At 69.4% G+C, this 25,475-nt stretch carries 25 protein-coding genes; 12 read left to right on the plus strand and 13 right to left on the minus strand.

The features are described 5' to 3' along the window. The first annotated feature begins 5 nt into the window (after positions 1-5). Both F3J10_RS00005 and F3J10_RS00010 read left to right on the plus strand, forming a co-directional pair. Entirely contained in the window at positions 6-2,444 is a 2,439-nt protein-coding gene (locus F3J10_RS00005; protein WP_240155297.1) for a DUF3772 domain-containing protein, read from the plus strand. 113 nt (positions 2,445-2,557) lie between these two features. Continuing rightward, positions 2,558-2,881, plus strand: coding sequence for a hypothetical protein (locus F3J10_RS00010; protein ID WP_166915862.1), 324 nt, complete (start codon positions 2,558-2,560; stop codon positions 2,879-2,881). Between the two features lie 136 nt (positions 2,882-3,017). Here the strand turns inward: F3J10_RS00010 and F3J10_RS00015 are convergent, their stop codons facing one another. Beyond that, positions 3,018-3,461 (minus strand): hypothetical protein, encoded by a 444-nt coding sequence (locus F3J10_RS00015; protein ID WP_167240464.1) that lies wholly within the window; start codon positions 3,459-3,461, stop codon positions 3,018-3,020. 197 nt (positions 3,462-3,658) lie between these two features. Here F3J10_RS00015 and F3J10_RS00020 point away from each other — a divergent pair, with 197 nt between their 5' ends. Beyond that, the gene (locus F3J10_RS00020) at positions 3,659-3,946 is read left to right on the plus strand and encodes a YciI-like protein (RefSeq protein WP_025100457.1); all 288 of its coding nucleotides are present in this window, start codon (positions 3,659-3,661) and stop codon (positions 3,944-3,946) included. A gap of 22 nt (positions 3,947-3,968) precedes the next feature. Here F3J10_RS00020 and corA read toward each other — a convergent pair whose 3' ends face one another. Continuing rightward, positions 3,969-4,946: a magnesium/cobalt transporter CorA gene (corA, locus tag F3J10_RS00025; RefSeq protein WP_025100458.1), complete on the minus strand. Its 978-nt coding sequence runs from the start codon at positions 4,944-4,946 to the stop codon at positions 3,969-3,971. A 243-nt stretch (positions 4,947-5,189) separates the two neighbouring features. On the opposite strand from corA, the gene F3J10_RS00030 reads away from it, so the two are divergent. Continuing rightward, a complete protein-coding gene (locus F3J10_RS00030; protein WP_017921435.1) occupies positions 5,190-5,804 on the plus strand; it encodes an ATP-binding protein in 615 nt (204 codons plus the stop codon). Positions 5,805-5,910: 106 nt separating this feature from the next. On the opposite strand, the gene F3J10_RS00035 is transcribed toward F3J10_RS00030, so the two are convergent. Beyond that, positions 5,911-7,011: a saccharopine dehydrogenase C-terminal domain-containing protein gene (locus F3J10_RS00035; RefSeq protein ID WP_013698170.1), complete on the minus strand. Its 1,101-nt coding sequence runs from the start codon at positions 7,009-7,011 to the stop codon at positions 5,911-5,913. A 383-nt stretch (positions 7,012-7,394) separates the two neighbouring features. Between F3J10_RS00035 and F3J10_RS00040 the strand changes: the two genes are divergently transcribed. After that, positions 7,395-8,852 (plus strand): mechanosensitive ion channel family protein, encoded by a 1,458-nt coding sequence (locus tag F3J10_RS00040; RefSeq protein ID WP_167232226.1) that lies wholly within the window; start codon positions 7,395-7,397, stop codon positions 8,850-8,852. 64 nt (positions 8,853-8,916) lie between these two features. On the opposite strand, the gene F3J10_RS00045 is transcribed toward F3J10_RS00040, so the two are convergent. Both F3J10_RS00045 and F3J10_RS00050 read right to left on the minus strand, forming a co-directional pair. After that, positions 8,917-9,984, minus strand: a complete 1,068-nt coding sequence (locus F3J10_RS00045) for a zinc ribbon domain-containing protein (RefSeq protein ID WP_167232228.1) — start codon at positions 9,982-9,984, stop codon at positions 8,917-8,919. A gap of 88 nt (positions 9,985-10,072) precedes the next feature. Then, positions 10,073-10,537, minus strand: coding sequence for an Lrp/AsnC family transcriptional regulator (locus F3J10_RS00050; RefSeq protein ID WP_013698172.1), 465 nt, complete (start codon positions 10,535-10,537; stop codon positions 10,073-10,075). Positions 10,538-10,826: 289 nt separating this feature from the next. Between F3J10_RS00050 and F3J10_RS00055 the strand changes: the two genes are divergently transcribed. From F3J10_RS00055 to F3J10_RS00065, 3 genes are all read left to right on the plus strand, one after another. Next, positions 10,827-11,372 (plus strand): Spy/CpxP family protein refolding chaperone, encoded by a 546-nt coding sequence (locus tag F3J10_RS00055; RefSeq protein ID WP_025100461.1) that lies wholly within the window; start codon positions 10,827-10,829, stop codon positions 11,370-11,372. A gap of 169 nt (positions 11,373-11,541) precedes the next feature. Beyond that, complete coding sequence (locus tag F3J10_RS00060; protein WP_167240466.1) at positions 11,542-11,898, plus strand: hypothetical protein; 357 nt, start codon at positions 11,542-11,544, stop codon at positions 11,896-11,898. 207 nt (positions 11,899-12,105) lie between these two features. Next, positions 12,106-12,540 carry a PGDYG domain-containing protein gene (locus F3J10_RS00065; RefSeq protein ID WP_025100463.1) on the plus strand — a complete coding sequence of 145 codons (435 nt, stop codon included), beginning with the start codon at positions 12,106-12,108 and terminating at the stop codon, positions 12,538-12,540. Between the two features lie 94 nt (positions 12,541-12,634). On the opposite strand, the gene F3J10_RS00070 is transcribed toward F3J10_RS00065, so the two are convergent. From F3J10_RS00070 to F3J10_RS00105, 8 genes are all read right to left on the minus strand, one after another. After that, the gene (locus tag F3J10_RS00070; RefSeq protein ID WP_025100464.1) at positions 12,635-12,997 is read right to left on the minus strand and encodes a DUF3022 domain-containing protein; all 363 of its coding nucleotides are present in this window, start codon (positions 12,995-12,997) and stop codon (positions 12,635-12,637) included. An 11-nt stretch (positions 12,998-13,008) separates the two neighbouring features. Then, positions 13,009-13,797, minus strand: coding sequence for a YhfC family glutamic-type intramembrane protease (locus F3J10_RS00075; protein WP_166915852.1), 789 nt, complete (start codon positions 13,795-13,797; stop codon positions 13,009-13,011). Between the two features lie 54 nt (positions 13,798-13,851). Beyond that, on the minus strand, positions 13,852-14,904 hold the full coding sequence (locus F3J10_RS00080) for a LacI family DNA-binding transcriptional regulator (protein WP_025100466.1): 1,053 nt from the start codon (positions 14,902-14,904) through the stop codon (positions 13,852-13,854). 626 nt (positions 14,905-15,530) lie between these two features. Further along, positions 15,531-16,493: a D-glycerate dehydrogenase gene (locus tag F3J10_RS00085; protein ID WP_025101541.1), complete on the minus strand. Its 963-nt coding sequence runs from the start codon at positions 16,491-16,493 to the stop codon at positions 15,531-15,533. A gap of 5 nt (positions 16,494-16,498) precedes the next feature. Beyond that, a complete protein-coding gene (locus F3J10_RS00090) occupies positions 16,499-17,779 on the minus strand; it encodes an MFS transporter (RefSeq protein WP_126242425.1) in 1,281 nt (426 codons plus the stop codon). Between the two features lie 70 nt (positions 17,780-17,849). Further along, positions 17,850-18,860, minus strand: a complete 1,011-nt coding sequence (locus tag F3J10_RS00095) for a sugar kinase (protein ID WP_105852348.1) — start codon at positions 18,858-18,860, stop codon at positions 17,850-17,852. Positions 18,861-18,886: 26 nt separating this feature from the next. After that, positions 18,887-19,651, minus strand: a complete 765-nt coding sequence (locus F3J10_RS00100; RefSeq protein ID WP_025101538.1) for a TIM barrel protein — start codon at positions 19,649-19,651, stop codon at positions 18,887-18,889. A gap of 220 nt (positions 19,652-19,871) precedes the next feature. Then, entirely contained in the window at positions 19,872-20,165 is a 294-nt protein-coding gene (locus tag F3J10_RS00105) for a hypothetical protein (RefSeq protein WP_167240468.1), read from the minus strand. Between F3J10_RS00105 and F3J10_RS00110 the strand changes: the two genes are divergently transcribed. From F3J10_RS00110 to F3J10_RS00125, 4 genes are all read left to right on the plus strand, one after another. Then, positions 20,164-20,748 carry a fimbrial protein gene (locus tag F3J10_RS00110; protein WP_167240573.1) on the plus strand — a complete coding sequence of 195 codons (585 nt, stop codon included), beginning with the start codon at positions 20,164-20,166 and terminating at the stop codon, positions 20,746-20,748. The two genes, F3J10_RS00105 and F3J10_RS00110, sit on opposite strands and share 2 nt — an antisense overlap. Positions 20,749-20,855: 107 nt before the next feature. After that, positions 20,856-21,605, plus strand: coding sequence for a fimbria/pilus periplasmic chaperone (locus F3J10_RS00115; protein ID WP_167240470.1), 750 nt, complete (start codon positions 20,856-20,858; stop codon positions 21,603-21,605). Between the two features lie 88 nt (positions 21,606-21,693). Continuing rightward, the gene (locus tag F3J10_RS00120; protein WP_240155284.1) at positions 21,694-24,402 is read left to right on the plus strand and encodes a fimbria/pilus outer membrane usher protein; all 2,709 of its coding nucleotides are present in this window, start codon (positions 21,694-21,696) and stop codon (positions 24,400-24,402) included. Beyond that, positions 24,399-25,385, plus strand: coding sequence for a fimbrial protein (locus tag F3J10_RS00125; protein WP_167233741.1), 987 nt, complete (start codon positions 24,399-24,401; stop codon positions 25,383-25,385). Before F3J10_RS00120 ends, F3J10_RS00125 begins: the two co-directional genes overlap by 4 nt. The last annotated feature ends 90 nt before the right edge of the window (positions 25,386-25,475 follow it).

Genomic DNA, 25,475 nt, shown 5'->3' on the forward strand with positions numbered 1-25,475 from the left:
TGCTCTTGCTGCTCTCGGCGCTCCTGCTCGGCACCGGCATGCCGGCCGCGCAGGCGCAGCCACTGGTGGCCTCGGCCGCCAGCGCCGCCTCCGCCGCGCCGGCGATCTCCTACGCCGACGCGATCGCCTCGCTCAAGCAGTTGCAGGCCGAGCAGGACCGCATCAAGCAGCAGACCTCGACGGCCACCAGCAACACCCAGATCGACACCGCCGATACCGCCACCGAGGCGCTCAGCGGCGACGTCGACAAGCTGATCGACGCGCTCAAGCCGCAGCGCGCGCAGATCCAGGCCCAGCTCGACGTGCTCGGGCCGCCGCCGGCGGCCGGCGCGCCGCCCGAGACGCCGGCGGTGGCGCACCAGCGCAGCGATCTCGACGCGCGCCGCGACCAGTTCGACGCGGCGCTGAAACAGGCCGTGGCCCAGAAGGACGACCTCGCCAACCTGGACCAGCAGTACGCGAAACTGCGCCGCGGATTGTTGCGCAACCAGCTCGCGCTGCGCTCGGGCAGCCTGCTCGGCCCGAGCTTCTGGGCGCCGTTCCACTCGCCGCAGCAGGAGGATATCGACCGGCTGCACAAGTTCTTCGGCCAGATCGCCGCGCAGTTCTCGTTCGCCTGGGAGGATGGCCGGCGCCTGGGCACGGTGCTGCTGCTCGGCCTGGCGATCGCGGTCTGGAGCGGCGGGCGGCGCATGCTGGAACGCGGCTTCGCCTGGTTCTGCCTGAACCGCCTGCCGGCCACGCGGCTGCGCCGCAGCGCGCTGGCGCTGAGCACCGCGCTGGCCACCGTGATCTCGACCGGCATCGCGGTGCAACTGCTCTATCTCGCGGTGACGCGCGGCGAGGCGCTCACGCCCGCGCTCGACGATTTCGCCGCCAAGTTCAGCGAACTGGCGATGACCTGCGCGCTGATCGCGGGCCTCGGCCGCGCCCTGCTCTGCACCCGCCATCCGAGCTGGCGGCTGCCGGCGATCGCCGATCCGGTGGCGCTCGCGATGCGCCGCTTCCCCACCATCCTGGCCGCGCTGCTGCTGGTCTCGGGCACGCTCGAGCAACTGAACCGGATCGCCGACACCAGCCTGCAGGTGACCATCTTCGGACGCGGCCTCGTGGCCCTGGTGGTGGCGCTGACGATCGGCGCCACCCTGCTGCGCGCCAACCGCGCGCGTGCCGAGCTGGCCGCGGCCGGCGAGCAGCCCGAGGCGCGCTCGACCCTGGCCGGGCTGATCCACGCCGGCGTGTCGCTGGCGGTGATCGCCTCGCTGGCCGCGCTGCTGATCGGCTACATCACGGTGGCGCGCTTCATCACCTACGAGCTGGTCTGGTTCGAGATCGTGCTGTGCAGCTTCTACATGCTCACGCAGATCACGCGCGACGCCTTCGCCAGCCTGTTCTCGACGCAGTACCGCAGCGGCAACACCATCAAGCACCTGTTCGGGCTGGACGACAGCCATCTGGAGCAGGCCTCGACCCTGCTGTCGGGCGTCGGCGTCGCGGTGCTGGTGCTGCTGGCCGCGCTGTCGCTGCTGACCGGCGGTTTCGGCACCACCCCGAGCGACCTGTTCGACAGCCTGCTGACCATGCTCGGCGGCACCAAGCTGCGCAGCCTCAACATCGTGCCGGACCGCATCGTCAACGCGGTGCTGGCGCTGGCGGTGGGCTTCTGGCTGCTGCGTTCGGTGCGCCGCTGGCTCGACAACGAATTCCTGCCGACCCTGGGCATGGACCCCGGCATGCGCGCCTCGCTGGTCACGCTGTTCAGCAACCTCGGCTACGTGCTGCTGGTGCTGATGACGCTGTCCCTGCTCGGCGTGCAGTGGAGCAGCCTGGCCTGGATCGTCAGCGCGCTGTCGGTGGGGATCGGCTTCGGCCTGCAGGAGATCGTCAAGAACTTCGTGTCGGGCCTGATCCTGCTGACCGAGCGGCCGGTGAAGGTGGGCGACATGGTCAGCATCAGCGGCGTGGAGGGCGACATCCGCCGCATCAACGTGCGCGCCACCGAGATCCAGCTGAGTGACCGCTCGACCGTGATCGTGCCGAACTCGCAGCTGATCTCGCAGAACCTGCGCAACGTCACGATGGGCAACAGCACCCAGGGCGTGGCCACCCTGATGCTGACCTTCCCGCTCAACACCGACCCGGAACAGGTGCGCGACCTGCTGCTGAACGCCTACCAGGCGCATCCGGCGATCCTGGAGAAGCCCGCGCCCTCGGTCACCTTCAGCCAGCTCACGCCGGACGGCATCACGCTGAGCGTGACCGGCTACGTGAGCAGCCCGCGCATCACCGCCACGACCAAGAGCGACCTGCTGTTCGAGATCCTGAAACAACTGCGCGCGGCCTCGATCACGCTGGCCAGCCCGCAGATGCTGATGATCCAGAACGCGCCCGAGGCGGGCGCCGCGGCCCTGCCCGCCGTGACGGGGACGAAACCCGCCGGCTGAGGCGGCCGGCGCGGTATTTCGGGTTCGTCATCAACGGTTGCAATCCTTTACCGCATGTGACGATCGCTCCCCCTATGCTTCCCCTCATCACACCAACCGCTTGGGGGAAAGACATGAAGAACATCAAGACGATCGCCTTGCTGGCGCCGGCCCTGCTGGCCGGCTCGCTGCTCACGGGCTGCGTGGCCTACCCGGCCAATCCGGGCTACGGCGGTGGGTATGGTGGGGGATATGGCGGCGGCTACGCCGCGCAGCCGGCCTATGCGCAGCCGGGCGTGGCGGTCGACGTCAGCATCGGCTGGCACGGCGACCGCTACTGGGACGGCCGCCGCTACTGGGCACGCGACGACTGGAACCGCGCCCACCCGCCGGGCGATCGCCGCTACGACGATCGCGACCACCGCGGCGACGACCATCGCGACGACCACCGCTGGTAAGCCGGCTCGCGGCACACCGGCGAGCGATTGCCGGGGTGCCGAACGCGGCGCGGCATGAAGAAAGGGCGGCGCGGGTCATCAGGTCCGCGCCGCCCTTTCCGTTTCATCCGTCCTCAGGCGCGACTGACGCGCCGCCTCATTGCTGCTGAGCCGTCGAAGCGGCACTGCCCGGCAGCGCGCGGCGGATATCGTCGACCATCGAATGCGCGGCGCCGGTCACCAGCGCCGCGTCCACGCCATAGGTGCGCCACTGGTCCTGCCCGTCGCGCGAGAACACCAGCGAGGCGCGCGAGGAAGACGCATCCTCCGACTTGCCCGAATGCCAGGCGATCACCACGTCGCAGGTATAGGCATGCTCGGCCGTCTTGCGGCACGGGCCCTCCTCGCGGATCGAGGCGACATCGGCCGCCACCGGCAAGGGCTGGCCGAGGAAGCTGTTGAGCGCGCCGTGGTTCTCGTCGTCCAGCGCCTGCCGCACGGCGGCATCGATCTCGGCCGGCGCGGGGCCGTCGTGGAACCACCCGCAGGCGGCCAGCACCGGCGCGAGCGCGCCGGCAAGCAACAAGGTTCGAAACGTCATCCGGATTTCCTTCTCGCCCCGCCCGCGCGTCGCCCCTCGCGACGCGCCCGGGCAGGCGCGCGCGCAGTGTGCCGCGAAGCACGCGGCGCGACCGTATCGAATCGTAAGCATTTGTTCGCGCGGCCCGGGGCCGCGCCTATACTGGACCTTTCGCGCCGCGTCCGAGCCGGCGCCCGAGCCCGAACGGAGGAGACACGATGTACTACCTGCTGACCTACGACCTGGTCGACAACTACCTCGAGCGGCGCGGCCAGTATCGCGACGAACACCTGGCGCTGGCCCAGGCCGCCACCGAGCGCGGCGAGCTGCTGCTGGCCGGCGCGCTGGCCGATCCGGCCGACTGCGCGGTGCTGGTGTTCACCGGCGCCTCGCCGGCCGCGGCCGAGGCCTTCGCGAATGCCGATCCCTATGTGAAGAACAAGCTGGTGCGCCACTGGCAGGTGCGCCAGTGGAACGTCGCCGCCGGCCACTACGCGAAGACCTGACACGCGCCGCGCGCCGCCGCGCTCAGAGCCAGCCGGCGCGCTTGAAGCGCCACCAGAGCGCGAAATCCCCGATCGCCATCACGCCCAGGCAGACATAGAAGCCGAAGCGCCAGTGCAGCTCGGGGATGTTGTTGAAGTTCATGCCGTAGATCCCGGCGATCATGGTCGGGATCGCGAACAAGGCGGCGAAGGAGCCGAGCCGCTTGGTCACCTCGCTCTCGGCCAGCGAGATCATGCCGAGGTCGACCTGCACCGCGGTCACCACCATTTCGCGGCGCGCCTCCAGGGTCTTGGTGATGCGCAGCAGGTGGTCGTAGACATCGCGGAAGTAATGCTCCATGCCGCTGCAGACCTGCGGCGTGCGCCCGCCGACCAGCTTCGAGAGCGGTTCGAGCAGCGGCGCCGTGTGCTGGTAGACGATCATCAGCCGGCGCTTGAGCGAATAGAGATCCTGGATGATCGCGCGCGCGGTGGCCGGTGTCGATTTCTCGAAGATGCGGTCCTCGAGTGCCTCCAGCTCGGCGCCCAGCGCCTCCACGGTCGGGAAGTAGCGATCGACGATCTGGTCCATCAGCGCGTAGAACACGAAGGCCGCGCCTTCCTTGAGCAGGTGCGGCTCGCGCTCGCAGCGCACGCGCACGTCCTGGAAGCCGTGCGAGGTGTGGTTGCGGATCGACAGGATGTAGTTGGGGCCGACGAACACGTTCAGCTCGCCGATCTCGAACTCGTCGTCGGCATCGAGCTCGACCGTGTGCATCACCGCGAACAGCGAGTCGCCGTATTCCTCGATCTTCGGCCGCTGGTGGCCGTTGCGCGCATCCTCGAGCGCCAGCTCGTGCAGGCCGAACTCCTCGCCCATGCGCTCCAGCTCCGCGGGCTCGGGTTCCTTCAGCGCGACCCAGACGAAGCATTCGGGGCGGGCCACGTAGTCGCTGATGTCGTCGATGTCGATGTCGGCCAGCTTCTGGCCGTTCTGGTAGGCAACGCAGTTGATCAACATTGTGTCGGGGGGAAACGTCCGTTTCTGTCGATGAGTCGATCCGCTAGTGTAGCCGTTCCGCCCCGCTCCACGCAGCAGTTCGCCCGGCCTCGCCGGCCTTGCGCGGCCGGGGCTTCGCGGTCATCATCGTGCAGTCGCGCGCGGCCGACGATCGCCTTTCCGGCGGCCTTCCGCCGGCTTGCGACGGCTTCCCCGCCGCGCGCCCGGCATCGTCCCCTCACCCCGCCCCGGAGGCTCACGCCCGTGAAGTACCTGGTGTTTTTCTGCGGTCATGCCGGCACCGGCAAGACCACCCTCGCCAAGCAGTTGATCGGCCCGCTGATGCGCAGCACCGGCGAGGCCTTCTGCCTGCTCGACAAGGACACGCTCTACGGCCGCTACAGCGCCGCCGCGATGGGCGCGCTCACGCAGGACCCGAACGATCGCGACAGCCCGCTCTACCTGCAGCACCTGCGCGATCCGGAATACCAGGGCCTGCTCGACACCGCGCGCGAGAACCTGGAGCTGGGCATCAGCGTGCTGGTGGTCGGCCCGCTGTCGCGCGAGATCCGCGACGGGCGGCTGTTCAACCGGCAGTGGCTGGGCATCGGCCACGACGTGGAGTTGCGCGTGGTCTGGGTGCATACCTCGGAGGAGATGGCGCGCGAGCGCATCGTCGCGCGCGGCAATCCCAACGACGCCTACAAGCTCGCGCACTGGGACGAGTATCGCGCGCGCCGTTTCGTGCCGAGCGGCGAGGCCTGCGAAGGACTGCTGAGGTTCGACAACACCGCGCCGGGCGCGGCCGACGTGGAGGCGCTGCTGCACGCCATCGTGCCGCCCGCGCCGAGCGCGATGGTGCCGCCGCTGCCGGCCTGAGCCGCGGCGGGCGGCGCGCGAAGGCGCCTGAAATACAAACGGCCGACGCGGGTGGAAACCACCCGCGTCGGCCGTTTTTCCTATCCGGGCCTGCTGCCCGGCCCGCTCATGCCATGGCGTGCGAGGGCACCGTCATCGCGCCTTCGTAGAGCCGGCCGAAGCGGTTCTTCAGGAAGGCCTCGAGGGGCACCTGCTCCTGGCGCACGAAGCCGCGTTGCGGCAGCCGGCCTTCTCGGAACAGGTCGAGCACCGCGCACATCGCGCCGGCCGTGGTGATCTGGATCGCGCTCATCGGCATGCCGCCGATCTCGTTGGCGAAGATCTTGCGCGTGAACACGTCCTGCACCAGCTGGCCGTTCTTCACGCCCGTCACGGTCACGAACACCAGCACCACGTCCTGCTTGGTGGAGGGCACCGCGCGCCGCATCATCGCCTTGAGCGCGTCGCGGTCGCTGGCCAGGCGCATGTCTTCCAGCAGGAACTGCATCAGGTCGCGGTGGCCCGGGTAGCGCACCGACTTGTAGTCGAGCGTGCCGACCTTGTCGGCCAGCGTCTCGCACAGCGTGCCGAGGCCGCCCGAGGTGTTGAAGGCCTCGTATTCGATGCCGTCCAGCGAGAAGTGCTCGAGGCCTTCGAGCGGCTGCACCCATTGGCGCTGGCCGTCACGGATCGCCTCGCAGGGCTGGCAGTATTCGTTGATCAGGCCGTCCACGCTCCAGGTCAGGTTGTACTTCAGCGCGTTGGTCGGGTACTCGGGCAGCGCGCCGACCCGCATCTTGACGTCGCGGATCTCGCTGAAGCCCTCCACCAGCGAATGCGCGGCGATGCCGATGAAGCCCGGCGCGAGCCCGCATTGCGGCATGAAGGCATGCTCGGCGCCCTCGGCCAGGCTGCGGATCGCATGGGTGGCGCGCACGTCCTCGGTCAGGTCGAAGTAGTGGACGCCGGCCGCCTTGGCCGCCGCGGCCACGTTCACGGCCAGGTAGTACGGCAGCGCGTTGACCAGCGCGTCGAAGCCCTTGAGCGCGTCGCGAATCGCGTTGGCGTCGGCCGAATCGACTCGGCGCGTCTCGATGCCGGCCTCGGCGAGCTTGGCCAGCGCCTCGGCGTCACGGTCGAAGGCGACCACCTGGTAGTCGCCCGTTTCGCGCAGCAGGTGGGCAATGGTGTGGCCGATCAGGCCGGCGCCGACGATGGCGATCTTCATGATGACTCTCCTGACGTGTGTTTGTTGTGTTCGAAGGCGATTCGACTGCCTGCAGGAGAGTGTACGAACGAGCAAAAACAGTTGATAGACGGAAAGTGATGCGATCCGACACCGATTTTCGTCGATATGACGAAGCGTTTCGACTTTATGTCGGAATCGGCCCCGCAACGCGGCGCGGGATCCAGGGCAGCAGGCCCCGGCGGCACCGCGCGATCGCCGGCGTTTTCGCGGATCGATTTTCGCGCGGATCGAGTCGACGAGTCCAGGCGAGTCGGGCATGCTAGCGGCTGCGCCCCCACCCGTCTTTTCGGCCGAGACTCCGGGAGATACCGGGTTCGGCGGCGCCCCCCGTACTTCCGACAAGCCCGGTTCCGGAGCGACCCGTGAAATATCCGCTGATTGTGGCCTCGAGCATCGTCGCGGCCGATATCCTCGTGTGGCGCGCCCGGCTTCCCCCCTACGAACGCACTCGCCTGTTCATCCGGCTCGCGCTGTTCGCGGCCCTGAGCTGGCTGCTGTTCAGCGCGGACATGAGCCCGTTCGGCGAGCCGCCGTATCGCGACGCCGCGGGGCTGCACTGGCTCGCGCAGATCCTCGAAATCATCTGGTGGCTGATGGGCGCGCGCCTGCTGACGCTCTCGCTCGACCTGCTCCTGCTGCCGCGCAGCTGGCGCAAGCAGCGGCTGTTCTCGGACGTGTTCGGCGCCATCGTGTTTCTCGCCGCGGCGGTGGCGGCGCTGGCCTTCGTGCTGGAGCTGCCGGTGCGCGGCCTGGTCGCCACCTCGGGCGCGCTGGCCATCGTGCTCGGCCTGGCGATCCAGAGCACGCTCAGCGACGTGTTCGCGGGCATCGTGCTCAGCACCACCGAGCCCTATTCGGTGGGCGACTGGGTCGTCATCGACGACGTGGAGGGCATGGTCGTCGAGATGAACTGGCGCGCCACGCACCTGCTCACCGGCCAGGGCAATACCCTGGTCGTGCCGAACGCGCTGACCGCCAAGGCGAAGATCTCGAACAACAGCCGCCCGGCCAAGGTCCATGGTCTCTCGCTGGTGCTCGAGATCGACCCCGAGGCGCGCCCCAGGACCGTGCTGGACGCGCTGGAACGGGCGCTGACCGGCTGCCACGCGATACTGCGCTCGCCCGCCGCCTATGCGCGCGTGCAGCGCGCGACGCTCAACTCGATCCATTACGAGGTGGTGGGCTTCGTCGACGACATGGCGCTCAAGCGCGCCGCCTCCAACGAGCTGTTCGACCTGTGCTACCGGCACCTGGCCGCCGCCGGGGTGCCCTTGCGCGCGCTGGGCGTGCCGGCGCCGGCGGCCGAGGCCGGCGATGCCAGGCAAGCGCTGCTCAAGCGCGTGTCGTTGTTCGAAAGCCTCGACGCCGCCGAGGTGGCCCAGCTCGCGAAGCGTCTTTCGCGGCACGAATACCGGGCCAACCAGGAAATCCTCGCGCCGGACACGGTGCCGGACAGCCTGGCGATCGTCTATACCGGGGTGTTGTCGGTGGTGTTCCGCGAAGCCTCGGGAGAACGCGAGCTGGCCCGGGTCGGCCCGGGCGAGGCCTTCGGGGAGGCGGGCTTGCTGGCCGGCCTGCCGATGCGGGTGTCGATCACCACGCTAACGCCCGCGGTCCTGTTCCAGCTCGGCAAGGACGACATGAGCGCGTTCCTGAAGGCGCATCCGGAAGTGGCCGAGAAGCTGTGCCAGTTGCTGGCCTACCGGCAGGACAAGCTCGGCAAGCTGACCGCGGCGCTGCCCGCCGAGCAGGAACACGGCCATTCCCTGTTCGACTGGTTGTTCGGCAAGATGCGGCACGTGCACTCGCTGCACGATTGAGACGCCCGCCCGCGAAGCGGCTCGCGGGTCGTTGCGCGCGCAAGCTTCGTCGCGCCGCCGGGCCTCAGGAGGCCGCCGGCGGCTCCTCGCGCTGCACCGCCGCCCCGCAGCCGCTGCAGAACGGGAAGAAGGCGAAATTGCGCGTGCCGCAGGCGCAGGACTGGAACAGCTTCAGGCCGCAGTGGATGCAGAAGGTCGACTGCTCGCCGCCGAGACTCCAGGGCTTGTCGCAGGACGGGCACATCTTCTTCTGGAACGAGGCGATCGCCTTCTCGTAGCCGATCGACTGGGCCCGTTCGTCCTGGCTGCGCTGCATCTCCTCGCGCTTGCGCTCGACGTAGCGCTGGAAGGCCCGCAGCATGTATATGCCGGCGAAGATCGTCAGCGCGATGCCGACCGCCACCCGCACATAACCGCCGAAGTCGGGCAGGTAGGGCACCAGCTCGACGAAGAAGGCCGACAGCGCGAACAGTCCGAAGCCGTAGACGAAGGGCCAGTAGCGCGCGCGGCGGTAGCGCAGGAACAGCCACACGGCGAGCAGCAGCACCGGCAGCGTGAAGGCCAGGCGCCAGCCGAACACGGCCAGCGAATAGCGGCGCAGCGCGGCCTGGTAGCGCTGGTCCGCCTCGCCGCCGGCCTGCTCGGCGCGCGTCTCGAGCGCGCTGGAGCGCTGTTCCAGCGCGCTCGCCTGGTCGGCCAGCGTGTCCTGCTGCTTCTGCCAGCCCGCCAGCGCCGCCTGCAGCTTGTCGAGTTCCTGGGTGCGCGCGAGCAGCTCGGGGTTGCGGCTGCTGTCGCCGGTCGCGGTGCGCGTGGCCACCCAGTTGCGGAACGCCTCGCGGGCATTGTCGTAGTCGCGCCGGGCGCGCGTGGCGCCCGCGTTGGCGGCGTCCTGCCGCGTCGACAGGCTGGCGCGCTCGCCCTCCAGCGCGCGCCGCTCGTCGCGCAGGGCCGCGTCGCGCGCCGTGTCGGCGAACTGCGCGGCCTCGGGCGGGCCGCCGCGCGGCGCGAACATCAGGTCGCGGATCACCAGGCTGCCGAGCATGTTGAGGAACAGCGCGAACACGATCGCGAGCGCCCAGGAGGCGAGCCGCAACCAGCGTTCGGGACGGGAAAATGCCTGACTGGTCTTCATGGCCGCTGCGCTCCTGTGGTCGATATCCTTGTTTGTGCTTGTGCCGGGAGACTGCCTCGGCGCGCGGGATTCGCGCGCCGTGCCGCATTCAGACGCTGATGGTGCCGCGATCGATCTTGCGCGCGAGGATGATCGAGGTGGTGGTGCGCTCCACGCCGTCGAGCGCGCCGATCTCGTCGAGCAGGTCGTTGAGCCGGCCCGGCGAATCGGCGCGCAGCCAGGCCACGTAATCGTATTCGCCGCTCACCGCGCAGAGCAGTTGCAGCTCGGGCATGCGGTCGAGCCGCTTGAGCACGTCCTGGCCGAACTTGGGCGCGAGGATGATGCCGACATAGGCCACCAGGCTCGCGTCGAGCACGTCCTGGCCGAGCCGCGCGCCGTAGCCGGCGATCACCTGGGTGCGCTCCAGGCGTTCGATGCGCGCGATCACCGTGGTGCGCGCCACGCCGAGCTGACGCGCCAGTTCCGCGACGCTCGCGCGCGCGTTCGCCTGCAGCAGCGAGACGAGGTTGCGGTCGAGTTCGTCGAGCTGGTCGAGTCGAGGTGGGCGCATGACGGATTCCGTGACAAGGTGTCGCGATGATAGCGCCGAAGCGTCGCCGGCCCAAACGCGCAGCCCGCCGCAACGGGCTTTCCCACGCGATTCCGGCCGCGCCCAGGGCCCCCGCGGCGGCGATTTCGATTTCGTTTCGGTTGTAAGCAGATGTCGCCGCGCTGCACATTTGCCCTTGCGCATGCTACTAATAGCGCGCGTCTCCGGCTCGCGACTTGCTATACCCGACCTGACACCAGGCGGCGGCAGGCACCACCGGATACCGTTTGACGACCACACAGGAGTTCCAATGAAAAAGATCTCGCTGACTCTCGCCGCGCTGTTCGCGCTTACCGGCTCGCTCGCCGCCCACGCCCAGACGCCCGCTTCCGCTCCGGCGGCAGCCGCCTCGACGCCGGGCGCCACGCACGCCGCGCGTCACGAGGCCCGCGTCGAGGAACGGATCACCTACCTGCACAAGCAGTTGAAGATCACGCAGGCCCAGGAAGCCCAATGGCAACCGTTCGCCGACACGATGCGCGAGAACGGTGAAACCATGGGCCGCCTCTATGGCGAGCGCGCCGACGGCAAAACCTCGGCAACGGCCCTCGACGACGTGAAGCAGTACGCGGAAATCGCCCAGGCGAACGCCGACGGCGCCAAGAAGCTGGTCGACACCTTCGGCCCGCTGTACGAGGCACTCTCGCCGGAGCAGAAGGCGATTGCCGACAAGACCTTCCGCGAGCGCTGGAACCATCGCGGCCCGCAGGGTGGCAAGCATGCGCCGCACAAGGGCGCGGCCAAGAAGCCGGCCGCCCCGGCAGCCGACGCGGCCAGCGCCCCGGCCGCGCAGTAAGCCTTGGGCGGCGCCTTGGCGCCCCGCCCTCGCAGGCCATCGAACCGGCCCGCCGCTTCACAGCGGCGGGCCGGTTTTTTCATTGGCGGCGGGTGCCGATGTCGCGGGAGTGAACCGATTCGGGCGGGCCGGGTCTGAAGACTCCTTACAAAACACCGACATTCATGCCATGCGCGCTCGCCTGTTCCTGTCCCGCCTGCTCCCCTTGCTGCTGATCGCGCCGCCGCCCGTCTGGGCGCAACTGGCCGCACATCGAGGCGCCGCCGCGCCCGCGCCGGCCTCCGCCACCCGCTTCGCCTCGCCGCTCGCCCGCAATCTGCAGGGCGGCGCGACGGCCGCCACGCCCGCCTCGGCGCGCTGCCAGGAACTCGCCGGCATGGTCGGCCAGGCCATCGCCGAGCCGGATCGCCACAACGTGGTGGTGCGCCGCATGGGCCCGGATGGCCAGTTGCGCAACGAGCTCGGCGAATACGACCGGCGCGCCTCGCCGGAAGCCGAATACCGGCGCCTGGGTTGCCGGCCCTGAAGCGGTCCCGGGGCGGTTCTGACGGGGCCGTGACGTGACCTCGAGGCGGCCTCGAAGCAGCCCTGAAGCGGCTCGACCCGGCCCGGAGAAGCCTCGCCGCCAGCCCGCGCGAACCGGGCGAGCCGGACGGCGCACCAAGGCCGCCAGCCCCACGGCCGGCCGGTTTCAAGCTACAGTTCGGGCTTTTCTCAGCCAGGCACGCGAACCATGATCGAACTGAAGCAAATCGACCTGCGCACGGATCCCGCCGCGCAACGCGTCGTCAAGGACGAAACCGTGGAGGTGGCCTTCGCCGCCGAGGCGGGCGAACTAATGAGCCTGGAAGGGCCGAACCGCTACGCGGCCGGCGACGCGATCGTGACGGGCTCGACCGGCGATCGCTGGGTGGTGTCCCGCCAGCGTTTCGACGACAAGTACCTGCCGGCCGCCGAGGGGCTCGCGCACGGCGACGCCGGCCCGTACCGGAACCGGCCGGCGGTGGTGCTGGCGAAACGGATGGAGGCGGCGTTCTCGATCGCGCGTTCGGAAAACGGCGACGTGCTGCGCGGCGCGGCCGGCGACTGGGTCATGCAGTACGCGCCCGGCGACTACGGCGTGGTGCAGGCGCAGCGTTTCGCGCAGGTCTATCGCGTCACGCAGTAAGCGCGGCGATCCTTTGAAGGCACCGGCGGCGCAAGGCCGCCGGCGATTTACGCCGCCGCCCAGGAATCACCGCGGCCGCGGCGACAGCACCCGCTCAGGCGAATTCCTCGCCCAGCACCAGCTCGGTATCGCGCTCGATCGCCTGGCCTTCCGCGTGCCGCTCTTCCAGCGAGCCGATGAAGGCCTCGACATAGGCGCGCAGCACCGCGTGGCTGCGCGCGCGCTGCATCGGCCGCATCGCCAGGTAGCGCGCGAAGGCCGCCGGCTCGATGCGCAGCGCCAGCGTCATGCGCTTGGGCGCCGAGCCGAAACGCATCCCCAGCCATTGCACGTGCAGGAAGCGCCCGCCTTCGTCGCCGCGCTCGGCGAAACTCGTCTGTTCCGGGAACAGGTCGCAGATCACATGCGCGAGCGCGTCGAACTCGGCGCTGGCACAGTCGTAGTGGTAGTCGTCCATCGTGGTCGGGCTCAGGCGGTGCGCGTGGCCGGCCGGCACCAGCGGACCAGCGCGGCAATCAGGATCAGGGTCATCAGGCCGTAGGCCGTGACCATCGTCGACACGGGAATCGCGCCGGCATTGAAGGCCATCAGCGGCAGGTCGCCGATCGGGTGCAGCACGATCGCCAGCGGCAGGATCCAGCGCTTGCGCGCCTGCACCCCGCGCCACACCAGCACCGACATGGCGAGCTGGAAGGTGAAGGCGGCCAGGCATTCGAGCACGCGCACCACGATGGTCGAGGCCGACATGGTGATCAGCATCATCTGGATGCGCAGCGCGAGATCGGGCGGCATGGTCGAGAGCTGCTGGTTGAGCTGGCCGCGCTGCGCGAGCCACACCAGCCAGACCCACTGGCCCAGCACGATCACGCCGACGAACCAGGCCTGCGCGCCGCCGAAGCCGATCCCGTAGCCGAGCCCGCGCGCGTCGCCCGATGAGGCGCCGTAGCGACGCTCGACGAAACGCAGGCCGAGGTAGCGGCCGCCCTCCTCGATCACCGCGGCCACCGCGATGCCGAAGGCGACGAAGACCACCGGCTGCGAGAGCCATTGCACGGCGCCCGGCAGCATCGGCGCGAGCGCGTAGACGCCGCGCTCGATCAGGGTGGCGAACAGCATGAAGGCCGCGACGCCGACGATGGCGTCGCGACGATCCAGTTTCATCGGGGATTTCAGCAAGCGGAACGCAACGATCGGCAACAGCGCGACGATCAGCGTGCCGATGATCAGCGCCACCAGGGTGGCGGGGGCAACAGTCATGACGATCCTTGGTCGGTCAGGCGCACCGGAGCGGTGCGCGACCCCGCATGATACTCAGCTTGCGGTCGATGTGCGCACCACCAGCTCGCCGGGCAGCAGCGCCTCGCGCGCCGCGTCGGTGGCGCCGTCGATCCGGTCGTGCACGAATTCGACCGCGCGATAGCCGATTTCATAGGTGGGCTGACGGATCGTGGTGATGCCGAGCAGCTCGGCCCATTCGGGATCGTCGATCGACAGCAGCGCCACCCTGGCCTGCCAGCCGGCGCCGTGACGCGCGTGCAGGTGACGCGCGAGCGCCAGCGCCACCGGCGCGTTGGCGGCGAACAGCGCGACCCGGCGGCCAGCCGACGCGGCGGCGTCGAGCCGCGCGTCGAGCCCGGCCAGCGCGGCGGCCAGTGCCTCGCAATCGGCCAGGTCGGCGACGATCGTGGGCGCCGCCTCGCGGTCGCGGCCCAGCTCGGCCAGCGCCGCGCGGAACGCGGCCTCGCGCAGGCGCCGCGAACTCACCTGCTCGAACGGCTGCACCACGAAACAGACCTCGGCGAAACCCTGCGCGAACAGGTGCGCGAGCCCCGCGCGCACCGCGGCGCTATTGTCCAGGCCGACCAGGTCGGCGTCGAAACCCTCCACGCGCCGATCGACCAGCACGGTCGGGATTCCGCAGCCGCGCAGCGGCATCAGCGCATCCTCGCGCGCGCCCAGCGCGTTGACGATCATGCCCTCGACGCGATAGGTGGTCAGCAGTTGCAGGTAGCGGCGCTCCATGTCGGCCTCGTTGGCGGCATGGCAGATCAGCGGCATGTAGCCGAGCGCGTGGCAGGCCGCCTCGACGCCCTGCAGCACCTCGACCGTATAAGGATTGGTGAGGTCGGCCGCGAGCAGCCCGAGCAGGCGGTTGCGGCCGCGCTTGAGGCCGCGCGCCATCTGGTTCGGCCGGTAGTTCAGGCGCTGGATCGCGGCCTCGATGCGGGTGCGCAGGTCCGCCGACAGCACGTTGGTCTCGCCGTTCAGGTAGCGCGACACGCTGGTCTTGCCGGTGCCGGCCTCGCGCGCGACATCGCTGATGGTGGCCGGGCGCGCGCCGGCCGGGGAACGGGTTTCGCTCATCGCGGCGCCTGCTGGCGAACGCCGCGCGAGGCGCGCGGACGGGATCGGCGGGGGGATCCGAGGGCGGATCGGGATACGCAGTTCAACTGATCGTTTCTCCATGTGGCGACGCCGGCAGCGCGGGCTGCTGCGCCGACGGCCTCGAGCCGCGGCTCCCGGGGGCGGGCTGCCGGCCGATGGACACCGGGCTGGCCCGGCATATCCAGCCAGTTCACGAACGCGGCTGGCCCTCGAGTCCCTGACGGGCTTGCCAGGATCGGCCGGGCCCGGGGACGCGAGACCTCAGTCAGCGCGGGATCATAACGCAGCCGGACGTCAGGCGATACGAGGGTCCGTTCGGTTCGCCCGCGGCGGTCGACGCGCGGCTTGCGGCGAGCGCGCCGGTGCACGGTAACCAGGTGCCGCGCCGTCAGCCGGCGAGCCCCGGATATCGCGGCTCGCCGCGTTTCGCCGGGTTTCTGGTGCACTGCGCAACCTATCGCGGCGCAGCGCACCGATAGCGACTATCCGATACCGGCCATGCGGCGGCGATGATTTCAGGCAGGCAGCAGGCTCGCGCCACGGCATCGCTCCATGCCCTGCGCCTGCCTCGATTCCGGCGGTGGCACGCCGCCGGAACCCGGCACTCAGCGCGCGAGCAGCTCGCGGTTGACGAGGTTGCCGCGCAGCGTGCCGTCGAGCGCGCCGATCAGGTTCTCGGCGGCGTTGCGCGCCATGGCGTGACGCGTCTCGTGCGTGGCCGAGCCGATATGCGGCAGCGCCACCACGTTCTTCATCGTCAGCAGCGGCGAATCGGCCGCCAGCGGTTCCTGCTCGAACACGTCGAGCCCCGCGCCGCGGATCGTGCCGGCGCGCAGCGCCTCGATCAGCGCCGCCTCGTCGACCACCGGCCCGCGCGCGGCATTGATCAGGATCGCGCCCGGCTTCATCCTCGCCAGCTCGGCCGCGCCGATCAGGTGGCGCGTCGCCTCGCTCAGCGGCACCTGCAGGCAGACGAAATCGGAGGTGGCGAGCAGCTCGTCGAGCGGCACGCGGCGCGCGCCGAACTGCGTCTCGGCCTCGGCGTTCGCGCTGCGATTGGTGTACTGCACGCGCATCCGGAAACCGAGCGCGGCACGCCGCGCCACCGCCGCGCCGATCCGGCCCAGCCCGACGATGCCGAGCGTCTTGCCCTGCACATCGGTGCCGTAGAGCGGCTCGCCGATGCTCTTCTTCCACTGCCCGGCCTTGACGAACTCGGCCAGCTCGACCACCCGCCGCGCGCTCGACAGGATCAGCGCGAACACCGTGTCGGCGGTCGACTCGGTCAGCACGTCGGGGGTATGCGCGAGCAGGATGCCGCGGCGCGTGAGATCGGCCACGTCGAAGTTGTCGTAGCCGACCGAGATGGTCGACCAGGCGCGCAGCCGCGGCGCGCGATCGAGCATCGCGGCGGTCACCGGCACGCTCGCGCCGATCGCGCCGTCGGCATCGGCCAGCGCCTCGGCGAGCGCCTCGGCGCCCTCGGCCTGGATCACCTCGGCGTGCTCGCGCAGGTAGGCGAGCACGTCATCGGGCAGGGTCTTGTAGGCGACGATACGGTAGCTCATGCGATTCATTTTCCTGTGGTGGAGTGCGCGAGCGGCAAGGCCCCGTCGGGATGCGGCCTGACCACCAGCGTCAGCACGACCGAGGCGACCAGCGCCACGCTCATGAACGCATAGGACGCCGAGGGCGAGCCGGTCGCGCCGTTCAGATAACCGACGACATAGGAGCCAACGAAGGAGCCCAGCGCGCCCATGCTGTTGATCAGGGCCATCGCGCCGCCGGCGACGTTCTTCGGCAGCAGCTCGGGCACGATCGCGAAGAACGGCCCGTAGGGCGCGTACATAGCGGCGCCGGCGATCACCAGCATCGCGTAGGACAGCCAGAAGTGGGTCGAGCCGAGCGCGTAGGAGCCGGCAAAGGCGATCGCGCCGACCAGCAGGAACGGCCAGACGAAGGCCTTGCGCGTGTCGAGCTTGTCCGAGGCCCAGGACACGACCAGCATCGCGATGGTGGCGGCCAGGTAGGGCAGCGCCGACAGCCAGCCGGTCTCGACCATGCCGAACGAGGAGCCGTTCTTGACGATCGAGGGCAGCCACAGCACGAAGCCGTAGACGCCGATGCTCCAGCAGAAGTACTGGGCGCAGAGCAGCAGCACGGCCGGCTGGCGGAACGCCTCGCGATAGTTGCGCACCGGCTTGAGGGCGGCCTGCTCGCTGGCCAGCGCGCGCTCGATGTCGCGCTTCTCGTCGGCCGACAGCCACCTGGCCTCGGCCGGCTTGTCCTGCACCAGCACCCACCAGCAGATCGCCCAGATGACGGCCGGCACGCCCTCGGCGACGAACATGTGGCGCCAGCCGAATTCGTGCACCAGGTAGCCCGACACCACCGACATCCACAGCACCGTGACCGGGTTGCCGAGGATCAGGAAGGTGTTGGCGCGCGAGCGCTCGTGCTTGGTGAACCAGTTGCTGATGTAGATCAGCATGGCCGGCATGACGGCCGCCTCCACCACGCCCAGCGCGAAGCGGATCGCCATCAGCGAGGGGATGTTGCTGACCAGGCCGGTCAGCGCCGCGCAGCCGCCCCACAGCACCAGGCTCCAGAACACCAGGCGCTTGACGCTGCGCCGCTCGGCGTAGATCGCGCCGGGGATCTGGAAGAAGAAGTAGCCGAGGAAGAACAGCGCGCCGATCAGCGAGGCCAGCCCCTTGCCGATGCCGAGATCCTGGTTGATGCCGGCCGCCGAGGCGAAGCCGAAGTTCGCGCGATCGAGGTACGCGAGGCTGTACGTGATGAACACGATCGGCATGATCTTCCACCAGCGGCGGATCGGAAGCGTTGCGGACATGGGGCTTGTCTCCTTCGGCGTGCGGCGCCGTATCGGGTTCGTCGCGGCGCATCACGCGCCGCGCGGGCAATTATCGCGCGAGTGCCTCGGCGGCGGCGGCCGGTGCCGGCCGGGCGGCACGCGCATCGGCCGCTTCGAGGCGGTCGAGCTGTTCGCGGCTCGGCAGGCCCTCGGAATCGCCGATCACCTGGATCGCCAGCGCGCCGATGCGGTTGCCGCGCGCCACCGCCTCGGCCACCGTGCGGCCTTCGAGCAGGCCGCTGATCACGCCGACCGCGAAGCCGTCGCCGGCGCCCACCGTGTCCACCACACGCTCGACGCGCTCGCCGGCCACCGTCCCCTCGCGGCCGTCGACCGTCAGGTAGTAGGCGCCGGCCTCGCCGAGCTTGATCACCACGCCGGCGCGCGCGCCGTTGGCGAGGTAGAAGCGCGCGATCTCGGCCGGTGTGTCGAGGCCGGTCAACTGGCGGCCCTCGGCCAGGCCCGGCAGCACCCAGTCGGCATGCGAGGCCAGCTCGTTGAGCGTGCGCGCCATCGCCTCGGCCGAAGGCCACAGCGTCGGGCGCAGGTTCGGATCGAAGGAAATCGTCTTGCCGGCCGCGCGCATCTCGCGGGCCAGGTGGAAGGCCAGCTCGCAGGACGTCGACGAGATCGCCGGCGCCACGCCCGTCAGGTGCAGGTGGCGCGCGCCCAGCGCGTAGTCGGCGACATAGTCGTCCAGCGAGAGGTGGCTGGCGGCCGAGCCCTTGCGGAAGTATTCGATGTCCGGGTCGCTGCCGTCGTCGCTGCGCGCCTTCAACTGGAAGCCGGTGCGATAACGCTCGTCGATCGTCACGCAGGACGCATCGATGCCCTCGTGGGCCAGCGTGTCGAGCACGTGGCGGCCGAACGAATCCTTGCCGACGCGGCTCAGGTAGCCGACCCGGAAGCCGAGCCGGGCCAGGCCGATCGCGACGTTCAGGTCGGCGCCGGCGATCCGCCTGGTGAACTGCTCGGCCTGCGCGAGCGGACCCGGCGCATTGGCGACGAACAGCGTCATGGCTTCGCCGTAGGTGAGGATTTCGACGGGGGACTGCGACATGATGAAAACTCCTTCGGAATACGGGATCAGGCGGTCTCGAGCCAGGCGACGCGACGGCGCGCGTCGGCGGCGAGATCGGCCGGGTCGAACGGGAACTCGATGCCGCGCGGCACCTCGCGCGGCAGCGTCGCGAGCACCGGCAGGCAGAGCGGGTCGGCCGCCTGCGGGGCCACCGCGAAACGGCGCGCGCCCTCGCCCGTCACGGCCTTGCAATGGATGTACTCGACATGCGGCGCGAGGGCCCGGGCGGCCGCCAGCGGCAGCTCGCCGGGCCACAGCCAGTTGCCGATGTCGAAGGTCATGCCGAGCGTGCCGGCCGCGCCTTCCTCGACCAGCGCGGCGAACAGCGCGGTGAATTGCGCCAGCGTGCCGCCCATCGCGAGCTGGCCGTTCTCGACCAGGATCCGCGCGCGGCTGCCCTGCGCGGCGGCGGCGATCTCGGCCGCGTGCGTGGTGCCGGCGAACCCGCCGAGCTGGAATTTCAGGAAATGCGCGCCCAGCGCCTCGGCCTCGCGCAGCGACAGCGCGAGCGCCTCGCGATCGAGCGCGCCGTCCTCGCGGTAGAGCGTGGCCGGCGTCGAGTAGACAGCCCACATTCCCGCTGCCGCAATCGCCATGCCCAGCGCCGCGAGCGCGGCCGGCGCGCAGTCCTCGTCGGCGGCGAACAGTTCGCGGCGCACCTCGAAGCCGGCGGCGCCCGCCTCGGCCGCCCGCCCGACATAGGCCCGATGCCCGTCGCGGCGAATCGCCTCCGTCCCGTATGCGCTGGCGACGATCACGATATCTGCCATGTCTGCCCTTCTCTCCATGCTGGGCTCCGAATCTGCCGATTGGAACCGGTTCCATTCAATGGAGGAATGGTGCGCTTCGTGTCTGTCGCCGGCCATAGAGGAAATCCCTGAGAGACGGGTCGCATCGGGAAAACAGTGCCCGATCAGGTCGTGGCCGCCGGGATCGGAGCGCGAATCGAAAATATGCCGGGGATGGTTTACAGAATCAGACGAGTCAGCTTCACGCCCCCAACTCGTCTTGATAAATTTTCACTCGTTCGCGTCCGGCCACATGACATGCGAACGGCAGCTTCGGCATTTTCAGCAGCTTCGGCATTTTCAACAGCTTCGCAGCCATATCCACCACCCGCGACACCCGCAACGACACATCCCCGACTCTCGCCCGATCCCACCCGTTTCTCCCCAGCCCATGAATTCCCCACTCGACCACTCGGGAGGTCAACTCACGACATAGATCCCTCGCACACGCTAACCATTGCCTTTTCACGATTTCACGATCGACTTCCATGAACATGAAACATTTCCCGCTGCTCATCTCGGCCGCCGCGCTGACCCTCACCGCCATGCAGGCCGCCCATGCCTCGGACGGCACCATCAACTTCACCGGCTCGGTGGTCGCCTCGACCTGCAAGATCAACGGCGGCACCAACGACCTGACCGTGCCGCTGCCGACGGCCGCCGCCAGCCAGCTCGCCACGGTGGGCGCCACCGCCGGCCGGACCCCGTTCACCCTGTCGCTGTCGGGTTGCACGACCGACCGCAAGGAAGGCGGCAACAGCGTCCCGGCGCCGGTGCGCAAGGTGTCGGTGGCGTTCGAGCCGGGGCCGAACGTCAATCTCGCCACCGGCCGCCTGGTGCCGACCGGCGAGAACGCGGCCACCGGCGTCGAGATCGAGATCCTCAACGACAAGTACACGCCGATCAAGATCGGCGCGGAAAGCTCGACGCAGGGCGCCCAGGTCGTCGACATCGACGCCGCCGAAGGCGGCACGGGCACCGCGACGCTGCAATTCGCGGCCCAGTACGTGGCCACCGGCGACAAGGTGACGGGCGGTCCCGCCAACTCCTTCGTGACCTACTCGCTCGTCTATCCCTGAGCCTGCGCTGCGCCGGTTGACCGTGTCGCCGCCCTTCGGGTGATCGGCATGCGAATCATCGAGATCCGGCAACCGGCGCACTTAAATTTGCACTGCGAATCAAATCCATGTCGAGAACGAAATCGAGCCCGATCGTCCGTAGCTGGCTGGCACTCATCGCGCTGCTCTGCTGCGCCTGTGCCCAGGCCAGCGTGACCTTGTCCGGCACCCGCGTGGTATTCGACGCGAGCGAGCCGGAAGTGACGATCCAGCTCAGCAACCAGGGCAAGCAGCCGGCGCTGATCCAGGCCTGGCTCGACACCGGCGACGAGCGGGCCGAGCCGGAACGCATCGAGGTGCCCTTCATGGTCACGCCTACCCTGTTCCGCATCGAAGCGGGCAAGGGCCAGGCGCTGCGCATCATCCACACCGGCGAGCCCCTGCCGTCGAACCGCGAATCGCTGTTCTGGCTGAACGTGCTGGACGTGCCGCCCAAGGCCAGCGGCGGCGACGAGGTGAATCGCCTGCAGTTCGCGTTCCGCACCCGCATCAAGATGATGTACCGCCCCGCCGGCCTGCCCGGCAACCCGGACGACGCACCGGCCAGCCTGCGATGGACGCTCGCCACCGACGCATCGCAACGCCCGGTGTTGCAGGCCCGCAATCCGAGCGCCTACGTCGTCAACCTCGCCGGCGTCGAGCTGCAATCCGGCGGCAAGACCTACCCAGCGGGTTTCGGTCACGTGCTGCCCGGCGAAACCGCGTCGTTCCCCTTGGTCGGCGCGGATTCGACGGCGCTGCCGGACGCGACGGTCCTGTACAGCAGCGTCGACGACTGGGGTTCGACGCATGGCCATCGCGCGGCGGTCGGCCGATGAATCCGCCGCAGGCAACCAGGCACCCGCGCGCCTGCCGCGCGCGGCGATCCGCGCGGCCTCACGTGTCCACCTCGGGAAACGCTACAAGATGATGCGGGTATTGCAGGCGGAAACCGTTCCCCGGCTGAAACCGACATGCGCGCTGCTGCTCTCGATCTTCTCCGCCTGGGAAGCCGACGCGCGGGCGGCGGAGACCGCCGACATGGCCGACGGCGCCACCTTGCAGGTCGCCCAGGCGCAATTCGCCCGCGTCGAGTTCGAAGGCGGCTTCCTGAACCACGGCGGCGGCGCGATCGACGTGTCGCGCTATGCGCAGCGCAACGTGGTCCGGCCCGGCATGTATCGCCCTGACATCTACGTGAACGGCCAATGGGCCGGCCGCATCGAGGTGCCATTCCGCGCCGCGCCCGGCATGCTCGATGCACAGCCCTGCTTCGACCAGGCCTTGCTGGAGCGGCTCGGCATCGACCTGGCCAGCCTGCGGCCGAGCCGGCTCGCCTCGCTGGCGCATGACGGCGCCTGCCTGCGCATCGGTCAGGCAGTCGACGAGGCCTCGTTCAGCTTCGACTTCAATGATCTCCGGCTCGACCTCGGCATCCCGCAGATCTCGATGCGGCGCCAGGCACGCGGCTACGTGAATCCCAGGCAATGGAGCGCGGGCGTGCCGGTCGCCATGCTCGGCTACAACCTCAACGTCTACCATTCGCGCGCGCGCGACGCGCGCGCCGCCACCCAGGGCTATCTCGGCATCGACGGCGGCTTCAACCTCCAGCGCTGGCACTTCCGGCACGGCGGTTCGTTCAACTGGGACGATCGCGGCCACCGCCGCTACCAGAACATCGCGACCTACGTGCAGCGCGATCTCTCGGCCTGGTCCTCGCAGCTCGTGGTCGGTGACGCCTATACGCCCGGCGAACTGTTCGACACCAGCGCGTTCCGCGGCCTGCGCGTGGCCACCGACGACCGCATGCTGCCCGAATCGCAGCGCGGTTACGCGCCCGTGGTGCGCGGCGTGGCCAGCACCAACGCGAAGGTGACGATTTCCCAGAACGGCGTGAAGCTCTACGAGACCACCGTGGCGCCGGGCGGTTTCCAGATCGACGATCTCTACCCCACCGGCTACGGCGGCGACCTGAAGGTGCTCGTCACCGAAGCGGACGGCAGCGAGCACTCATTTTCGGTGCCCTACGCCGCCGTGCCGATGTCCTTGCGCCCCGGCCAGCACCGCTACAGCTTCACGGCGGGCGCGCTGCGCCACCTGCCGAACAGCAGGCCGCTGTTCACCCAGGCGACCTGGCAGCAGGGCCTGACCAATACGCTGACCGGCTATGGCGGCGCCACCCTGGCGCAGGGCTACCTGTCGGTGATGGCCGGCGCGGTGCTCACCACGGGCTGGGGCGCCTTCGGCCTCGATCTCACGCACGCCAGCACGCGCATTCCGGGCGAGCGCGGCCATGCCGGGCAGAGCTTGCGCCTGAGCTACGCGAAAACGGTGGCGGCCACCGGCACCAATATCGCGATCGCCGCCTACCGCTATTCGACCAGCGGCTTCTTCGGCCTGAACGATGCGATGGCCGCGCGCGACCAGGCCAAGCTCGAGATTCGCACCACCGCGCTCTACCGCCAGCGCAACCGCGCCTCGCTGACCCTGAGCCAGCAGCTCGGCCGGCGCGGCGGCAGCCTCAACCTCACGGCCTCGACGGCGACCTACTGGAACCGTCACGGCTCGGATCTCGATTTCACGATCGGCTACAGCAACAGCTTCCGCAACCTGGCCTACAACGTCTCCGCGAGCCGTCAGCGCGACGCCTGGGGCAAGGCCGGCACGCTGATCTACGCCGGGCTGTCGATTCCGCTCGGCCGCACGCAGCCGGCCACGCTGTCCACCAGCCTGAACCGCGACTCGCGGGGCTCCACCCAGGTGGCCACCAGCCTGAGCGGCGCGGCCGGCGTCGACGGCAACCTCTCCTACGGCCTCAACCTGGACCACGGCAGCGGGCGCGACGGCACGCGCACCAGCGGCGGCGCCAACCTCATGCATCGCGGCGCGCGGGGCGAACTGAGCGGCAGCATCGGCGCCAGCGCCGACTACCAGCAGCTCTCGCTCGGCGCGCGCGGCGCGGTCGTCGCGCATCGCGGCGGCATCTCGCTTTCGCAGCCGCTGTCGGAAACCTTCGCGATCGTCGAGGCGAAGCACGCCGAGGGCGCGCGCGTGACCAATGCCTCGGGCGTGCGCGTGGGCAGCAATGGTTACGCGGTGGTGCCGCACCTCACGCCATTCTCGATGAACGACGTCTCGCTCGATCCGAAGGGCCTGTCGACCGATGTCCAGTTGAAGGAGACCAGCCAGCGCGTCGCTCCGCTCGCGGGGGCCGTGCCGCTGCTGGTGTTCAAGACCGAATACGGCCGCTCGGCGGTGATCCGCGCGCGGCAGGCCGATGGCTCGCCGGTGCCGTTCGGCGCGATGGTCACCGATGCGGCCGGCAAGGAGGTCGGGGTGATCGGGCAAGGCGGCAAACTGTTGGCCCGAGGGCTGGCCGAACGCGGCCAGTTGACGGCGCGATGGGAAAACGACACGGACACCACGGCCTGCCGACTGTCGTATTCGCTGCCGATGCGCACGCGCGTCGCGGGATACCAGCCGCTGCAAAGCATCGAGGCGCCCTGCCTGGAAAGCGGCGCCCCCGATTTCGCACCGCGACGATCGAGGCGGGAATCGCCCGACATGTCGAGCAACAGCGTCAGTGGCGGCGGTAGCGCCGCCGAATCGCACCCCGCACAAGGAACGGTCCGATGAAAAAACAGCTTCTCCTTGCCTGCCTGCTGGCGGGCATGTCGAGCCCGGCGTGGGCGATACGCTGCACCTCGGATACCAACAGCGCGTTGAACTACTACATCGGTCACGTCAGCGGATTCACCCCTCCAGACTTCGATCCCGGCGCGGTCCCGATAGGCGGCGTCATCTATCGCTCCCAGGATCTCGGCCTGAACTTCATCAACAAGCGATATGCGTCGGCAAGCTTCCAGTGCACGGAGCCGCTCGCTTTCGTTTACAAGACGGGCATCGGTGTGCCGAACGACCGTATCTATCCCACGTCCATACCCAATATCGGCATGCGTCTTTCGACCTTCCCGGGTACCGGGGTCATCAACAGCACGCACAGCGCCTGGAACGAGAGTTTCCCGATCACGATCGAATTGATCAAGACCGGTGAAATCACCGCCGGCGGCTACCTGAGCGGCGCCTACGCGCAGTACCGGGCCAATACCGTCGATGGACAGCTCATGGTCGAATTCCGTTTCGCGTCGCCGGTCAAGGTCCAGCCGCGCATACCGACCTGCCGGGTCGCCACGCCTCAAGTCGCGGTGCCGATGGGCACCATGACCACGGCGATGTTCACGGGTATCGGCAGCACCACCTTCGCACGCCGCTTCGAAATCGCGCTGGCTTGCTCGGGCGGCAACCCAGGCACCGCCACCCATGCCTGGGTGACGCTGACCGACGCCAGCCAGCCCGGAAACACATCCACCACGCTGTCGCTCACAAGGAATTCGAGCGCATCGGGCATCGGCATCCAGATCCGCCACGACGACACCGTGCTCGGCTTCGGACCCGATTCGGCCGCGGTCGGCAATACCAACCAGTGGTTCCTGGGCAGGATCGCCCAGGGCATGGCCGAGATCCGGGTGCCGCTCACCGCGCGCTACGTGCAGACCGGCGCAAGGGTCGGCGCGGGCAGCGCCAATGCACGCGCGACCTTCACGCTCAGTTACCAGTAGCACGCGTGCGAGACGACGATCGAGCACCGGGTTGGGCCGGACCAAGCCGGCACCGGCCCGCAGCGCCTACCTCGCTGCTTCCGGCGGGCG

This window comes from Burkholderia sp. Cy-637 (assembly GCF_011753175.1).
Classification (GTDB): Bacteria; Pseudomonadota; Gammaproteobacteria; order Burkholderiales; family Burkholderiaceae; genus Burkholderia; species Burkholderia gladioli.